The 6,175-nt window shown below is 73.1% G+C and carries 7 protein-coding genes and 1 tRNA gene; 4 read left to right on the top strand and 4 right to left on the bottom strand.

What is annotated here, in order from left to right; all coding sequences use genetic code 11:
* Window positions 1-555: 555 nt before the first annotated feature.
* Together TR50_RS10850 and TR50_RS10845 are read left to right on the top strand one after the other, a co-directional pair.
* Window positions 556-1,377, top strand: coding sequence for an aminotransferase class IV (locus TR50_RS10850; protein ID WP_042418480.1), 822 nt, complete (start codon window positions 556-558; stop codon window positions 1,375-1,377).
* A gap of 48 nt (window positions 1,378-1,425) precedes the next feature.
* Window positions 1,426-2,262 (top strand): GNAT family N-acetyltransferase, encoded by an 837-nt coding sequence (locus tag TR50_RS10845; protein WP_042418478.1) that lies wholly within the window; start codon window positions 1,426-1,428, stop codon window positions 2,260-2,262.
* An 88-nt stretch (window positions 2,263-2,350) separates the two neighbouring features.
* Here the strand turns inward: TR50_RS10845 and TR50_RS10840 are convergent, their stop codons facing one another.
* Window positions 2,351-2,839 (bottom strand): DsbA family protein, encoded by a 489-nt coding sequence (locus tag TR50_RS10840; RefSeq protein WP_042418475.1) that lies wholly within the window; start codon window positions 2,837-2,839, stop codon window positions 2,351-2,353.
* Window positions 2,840-2,920: 81 nt separating this feature from the next.
* On the opposite strand from TR50_RS10840, the gene TR50_RS10835 reads away from it, so the two are divergent.
* The gene (locus tag TR50_RS10835; RefSeq protein WP_052440914.1) at window positions 2,921-3,412 is read left to right on the top strand and encodes a hypothetical protein; all 492 of its coding nucleotides are present in this window, start codon (window positions 2,921-2,923) and stop codon (window positions 3,410-3,412) included.
* Here TR50_RS10835 and TR50_RS10830 read toward each other — a convergent pair.
* From TR50_RS10830 to TR50_RS10820, 3 genes are all read right to left on the bottom strand, one after another.
* Window positions 3,393-4,544 (bottom strand): low temperature requirement protein A, encoded by a 1,152-nt coding sequence (locus tag TR50_RS10830; RefSeq protein ID WP_052440913.1) that lies wholly within the window; start codon window positions 4,542-4,544, stop codon window positions 3,393-3,395. The genes TR50_RS10835 and TR50_RS10830 overlap by 20 nt on opposite strands.
* On the bottom strand, window positions 4,541-5,134 hold the full coding sequence (locus TR50_RS46650) for a CGNR zinc finger domain-containing protein (RefSeq protein WP_042418470.1): 594 nt from the start codon (window positions 5,132-5,134) through the stop codon (window positions 4,541-4,543). Before TR50_RS46650 ends, TR50_RS10830 begins: the two co-directional genes overlap by 4 nt.
* 262 nt (window positions 5,135-5,396) lie before the next feature.
* Window positions 5,397-5,810, bottom strand: coding sequence for an SsgA family sporulation/cell division regulator (locus tag TR50_RS10820; RefSeq protein ID WP_034091203.1), 414 nt, complete (start codon window positions 5,808-5,810; stop codon window positions 5,397-5,399).
* Window positions 5,811-6,097: 287 nt separating this feature from the next.
* Between TR50_RS10820 and TR50_RS10815 the strand changes: the two genes are divergently transcribed.
* Window positions 6,098-6,169, top strand: a tRNA-Val gene (locus tag TR50_RS10815).
* Window positions 6,170-6,175: the final 6 nt, after the last annotated feature.

The following is a 6,175-nucleotide window of genomic DNA, read 5'->3' as shown; positions in this document are numbered from 1 at the left end:
TCGCCTCCGGCCTTCGCCTCCGGCCTTCGCCTCCGGCCTTCGCCTCCGGCCTTCGCCTCCGGCCTTCGCCTCCGGCCTTCGCCTCCGGCCTTCGCCTCCGGCCTTCGCCTCCGGCCTTCGCCTCCGGCCTTCGCCCCTCGGCTGCTTGGCTCCCCGACCCCAGGTCGGGCGGAACCTCACCCGAGCTGTCGCGCGGGACCTACGGCCTCCGGCCCCTGGCTCCCCAGCGGCTCCCCGGCCCTCCAGAACACCCACCGGAGCTGTCGGGCGAGACCTTCGGCCTCCGGCCCCCGACCCTCGGCCTCGGCCCTTCTGCTCCCGACCCTCGGCCCCCCGACCCTCGGCCCCTCGGCCCTTCGGCTCCCGGTCCTTCAGCCTTCGGCATGTGGCCGGGCGGCGCCGCTACCGCGAGGCGGCGGGCGGGAGGGGGGTGGCTTGTCGCGCCCGCGCGGTGGTGGCGCGGGCGTGCTGGGGCCCGTGCCCCTGAGGGGACTGCACCGGGCCCACTAAGATCAGGTGCAGCGAGGTGCCCGGCTCACAGCGAGGAGAGCGACCGTGCGGATCTGGGTCAACGGAGCCCTGGCGGACGCCGGTGAGGCGACCGTCTCCGTGCTCGACCACGGGATGACCGTCGGCGACGGCGTCTTCGAGACGGTGAAGGCCGTCGAGGGGCGGGCCTTCGCGCTGCGGCGGCACCTCAACCGGCTGGAGCGTTCGGCGCGCGGCCTCGGGCTGCCCGCGCCCGACCGGGACGAGGTCGCGCGGGCCTGCGCGGCCGTGCTGGAGGCCAACCCGGTCGCGCTCGGCCGACTCCGCATCACCTACACCGGCGGCGTCGCGCCGCTCGGCTCGGACCGGGGTGACGCCCCCGCCACGCTGATCGTCGCCGTGGGCGGGACGCCGCGCCGCCCGGACACCGCGGCCGTCGTCACCGTCCCCTGGACCCGTAACGAGCGCAGCGCGACCGCCGGTCTGAAGACGACCTCCTACGCGGAGAACGTCGTCGCGCTGGCCCGCGCGCACGAGCACGGCGCGAGCGAGGCGCTGCTCGCCAACACCGCAGGAATGCTCTGCGAGGGCACCGGCTCCAATGTCTTCGTCGTCCTCGGCGGCCGACTGCTCACCCCGCCGCTGACCTCCGGCTGCCTCGCGGGCATCACCCGCGCGCTCGTGCTGGAGTGGACCGACGCGGAGGAGGCCGACCTGCCGTACTCGGTGCTGGCGGAGGCCGAAGAGGTCTTCCTGACCGGCACGTTGCGCGACGTCCAGGCGGTCGCCAGGATCGACCGGCGCGAACTGCCGGGCGCGCCGGGCCCCGTGACGGCCAAGGCCATGTCCGTCTTCGCCGAGCGGATGGCCGCCGACTTCGAGCCCTGACCCCTCGCTTTCTCCGAGCCGTCCGCCAACGTCCGTGAGGAGCCCTGCTTGACCACCACCCTGCGGCCGACCGGCCCTGAACGCATCGACGAACTCGGCAGTCGGGAGCGCTCGTTCACGGTCTGCGTCAACGGCCGTGCAGTCGGCGGCATCCAGCTCCAGGCCTCGCAGGAGGGGAGCGGACGGATCAGCGGGCTCTCGATCGCGGACCGGGACCGCGGACGCGGTCGCGGCACCACGGCGGTCCTGGCCGCCGAGGAGGTCCTGCGCTCGTGGGGTTGTACCCGGGCCGAAAGCACTGTGGAGGACGGTCCGGAGGTCGAACGGGTGCTGCGGTGGACGCGGAGCCTGGGCTACGCGCTGAACGGGCGCAACATGGTCAAGGACCTCCCGTCCACGCCGCCGGAACTGCCGGCCGGTCTCACCGCGCGGCCGCTGACCGCAGGGGAGTTCGAGGCCTGGCAGGAGGCGCATCGGGAGAGCTACGCCGCGACGTTGGTGCGGCACACCGGGCGCACCCCCGAGCAGGCCGCCGCCAAGGCGGCGGCGGACCACGCCTGGCTGTTCCCGCAGGGGTTGGACTCGCCCGGCGTCTCGATCCATCACCTGCTGGCCGGGGGCGAGTCGGTCGGCACGATCTGGGTCTCCACCGCGACTCCGACCAGGGAGGCGCACCCCGCCTGGGTGTTCAACGTCAAGGTGGGCGAGGCGTTCCGCGGACGCGGCTACGGCCGCGCGCTGATGCTGCTGGCGGAGCGGGTGACGTTGGCCGCCGGGGTCGGGGAGCTCGCTCTCAACGTGCACGCGGGCAACGTCCCGGCCGAGCGGCTCTACGACTCCCTCGGCTATCGCCCCTTCCGCTGGGCGGTCGCCAAAACGCTCTGAGGTGCTCTGAGGTGCTCTGGAGGTGCTCCGAAGCGCCCTGCGGCTCCACAGGCCGCCCGCCCCGAACGGGACGGGCGGGCCGCGGCGGCTACGCCAGGAGGGACTCGATCCGCTCCCGCAGGCCGTCCTGGCTCTTCGAGCCGTCCAGCAGCTTGCCCGCGACGACGTAGGTGGGCGTGCCCTTGACGCCGATCGCCTTGGCCTCGGCGTGATCGGCCTCGACCGTGAAGCTGTGACGGCCGTCGATCAGCGCGGTGTCCAGCTCCTCGCCGTCCAGGCCCAGCTCGTTCGCCAGCTTGACCAGGAAGCCCGTGCCCCCGCGCTCCAGCTCGTCCACGCGGCCGAGCAGCGCCTCCACGAACGGCCAGCCGCGGCCCTGCGCGAAGGCCTCCTCGGCGGCCTCTGCCGCCGGGAAGGCGAACTTGTGCTTCTCGAGGGGGAAGTGCCGCAGCACGACGTCGACGCCGTCACCGTGCGCGGCGCGCAGCGCACGGACGTCGTCGAGGGCGGTCGCACAGTCGGGGCACTGGAGGTCGCACCAGAACTCGACGGTCCTGGGCGTGGAACTTTCGGTCATGCTCGCAAGTCTCCCATTCTGGGAAGGGAACGCAGCGGGCAGGATGGAATTGCAGCGAGCCGCAGCAAGGAGAGCACGATCATGACAGCGATCATCTGCATGGCACTCTCGGCCCTCGGCGTCGTGATCGCGGTGCTGACCGCCGTGCGGGGCCGGAGGCGGGCCGCACTGCGCTGGCTGGCGGTGGCGCTCGTGCCGACGGGTCTGTATCTGACGGGCCTGATCCCGGTGTTCCACACCATCGGCACGACGCTCGCGCACTGGGCGAGCCACCTCGTCTTCGACCCGAAGGTCTGGGTCGGCATCGCCATGCTCGGCGCCACCGTGCTGCTGCTCCTGGCCACGGGCGTCCGCGCCGGGCGCGGACGCGGCAAGGGCGGCAAGGGGCAGGGGCAGGTGCCCGCCCGCGGCGGGAAGCCCGCCGCTCCGCCCGGACGTCCGGCCGGGGCCGCCGGGGCCGCCGGGGCTGCAGGGGCCGCGGGGGCCGCACTGCCGGCCAGGAGCGACGCGCCGACCGCCGACCTGGGCGATTTCTCGGACATCGAGGAGATCCTCAAGCGCCGCGGGATCTGACCGCCTCGGCGGAGCGCAGATCCGGCCGGTCCCGCTGCTCCCATCCGACGAGACCGACGAGCAGCGCGGTCGTGGCAGCCAGGGCCGCCCCGCCGCCGGACCACCGCAGCGCGGGGACGCCGACGGCCGCGACCACGACCGCCGCGACGAGGCGGCGCAGCGGCCAGTCGCCGGCCAGCGCCCGGTGGAAGCAGGCCATGCCCACGAGGAACAGCCCGACGCCCAGCGGGAGCAGGACCGCCGCGAGCCCGTGCAGGGGGCTGGTGAAGGAGTCCAGCGCCTTCTGCATGCCGACGGCCGTGACCGCGATCCCGAAGACCAGGACGAGGTAGGCGTACCCGAACGACCAGAGCGCGGCGTGCGGTCGGCGTTCGGCCGGGATCCGCTCCAGCAGGGCGGCGCTGTCCTCCTCCTCGCGGTCGAAGTAGAGCCACCACATCGCCGCGGTGGCCGCCAGCGCCAGCAGGGAGCCGACCAGCACAGTGGTGAGGTCGTCGAGACGGCTCGCGGCGGCGCCGACCTCGGTGATGGACTCGCCCAGCACGATGATCACGGCGAGTCCGTGCCGTTCGACGAAGTGGCCGACGCCCACGGTGAAGCCGCCCACGCCGGACAGGAACGGCGTGAACCACTCCATCAGGCAGGCCGCCAGCCACACCCAGGCCCGGTGCTCGGCGGGGACGAACCCGGCGGCCAGCACGACCAGCGCGCTGGCGATGTTGAAGGGCCCGATCCGGTGGATGCCGCGCTGTCCCGAGGTGCCGAGGAACCCCACGAAGTGGACCGCGACCACGACCAGGTAGGCCGCGCCGAAGACCACGCCCCAGGGCCCCGGGCCGCCCGCGCGCGGCACGGCCAGCGACATCACGAAGAAGCCCGCCGTGCCGAGCAGCAGGAGCAGCCGGGGTCCGGTGCGGTCCAGCGCGAGCGCGTTGGTGAGCCAGGCGTAGCCCCCGTACATCCACCAGGTGATCGTCAGCAGCAGCGCGGAGCGGGCCAGCCCGCCGAGGTCCGGATGTTCGGCCAGCAGGCCGGCGATCTGCGTGACGGTGAAGACGAAGACCAGGTCGAAGAAGAGCTCGAGCGAGCGCACCGACTCGGCGGCGTCCGGGGACGACGCCGCGGGTGTCACGATCCGACGCCGACGCCGCCGCGTTCGGCCTCCGCCGGAGGCGAGGTGCGCTGCCGTGCCCGGTAGGCGGCGACGTGGAGGCGGTTGCCGCAGGTGCGGCTGTCGCAGTAGCGGCGGGAGCGGTTGCGGGAGAGGTCCACGAAGACGCGGACGCAGTCGGGCGCCTCGCAGTGGCGCAGCCGGTCGCGCTCCCCGGCGACGATCACCAGGGACAGGGCGATCCCCGACTCGGCGGCCAGCCCGTCGGCGAGGGCGGCGCCGGGCGCGTAGTAGTGGACGTGCCAGTCGTGGCCGTCGTGGTCGGTGAGTCGCGGTGTGGTGCCGGCCCGCGCGAGCATCGCGTTGAGCAGCTCGGCGGCGTCCCGGGTGCTGGTCGCGTCGAGGACCTCCCAGAAGCCCTGGCGCAGTCGGCGCACGGCGTCCAGGTCGGCCTGGGTGAGCGGGCCGATGTCGCTCATCTCGCGCCGGACGACGAATTCGCGCAGCGCGGCGAGATCGGGCAGCCCCTCCTGGCCGCAGGCCTGGGGGGAGGTGTTCAGAAGTTCCACCAGCACATCGAGTGCGCACTCGGTGTCGTGGGTGATCAGCACGGCGGGGCTCCTGGCTCGTCCGTACGTGGCGCGACCGGTTGCGCAGAGCCTACATGGAGCGGCCCGTTGTCGTTCATGTCCACGCCGAGTCGGCGTCACGCCCGCGCGCGCCCCCTGGGACGTGCAAAGACGACGCCGCCACGATCACGTGGATCGCAGCGGCGTACTGTGCCGCGCCGCGCGCCCCCGAGTCAGCACGCCTGCGCAGTCTGTCGAATGCGGTATGTGGGCTTCGGACGCCCGGGTCACGGGCGCCGCAGCCTCAGCTCTCGGCCAGGATGTGGCTCAGCTCCCTGTCCAGGTCGAAGTGGCGGTGCTCCGTCCCCGGGGGGACGGCGGCGTCGGTGCGCTTGAGGAAGGACTCCAGCGCTCGCGCCGGGGCCTCCAGCAGGGCTTCTCCTTCCGGAGAGCTCAGGGCGATGCAGACGACTCCCTGTCCGTGGCTGCGTGAGGGCCACACCCGGACATCGCCGGTCCCGGTCGGCCGGTGCAGCCCCTCCGCGAGGAGGTCGCGGGCGAACACCCAGTCGACGGTCTCGTCGGCGCCCGTGTGGAAGGTGGCGTGCACGGCATAGGGGTCGGCCGTGTCGTAGCGCAGCCCCGCCGGAACGGGGAGGGAAGACTCGCTCGACACGATGAGGCGCAGGTGCAGCTCGCAGCTGACCGTGGTGTTCATAAGCGCCAAGGCCTTTCGCTCAGTGTGCGCTCGGGGATCGCACGTCGGCGAACGGACCATCCCACCTTCCGGCCCGGTGTAAACCCGTCTGTCCGGATTAGTGCGCTGCTGATACCCCATCCGGCTCAGCAGTCACAGTCGTCACACGCGTCACAGTCCTGGCTGGTCGGAGGGGGCGAACGGGTCGTTCAAGGAGGGTTACGCGGGTCGTTTTCAGCCACCGGCGCCGACGGGCTCCGGGCGTGCCGGAGCACGGTCCGGCATGCGGTAGTGTTTTCCCTGCACCCGGGCGATTAGCTCAGTGGGAGAGCGCTTCGTTCACACCGAAGAGGCCACTGGTTCGAACCCAGTATCGCCCACCCGGA

It is taken from the genome of Streptacidiphilus anmyonensis (assembly GCF_000787855.1).
Lineage (GTDB): Bacteria > Actinomycetota > Actinomycetes > Streptomycetales > Streptomycetaceae > Streptacidiphilus > Streptacidiphilus anmyonensis.
This window is presented reverse-complemented; position numbering and strand designations above follow the sequence as displayed.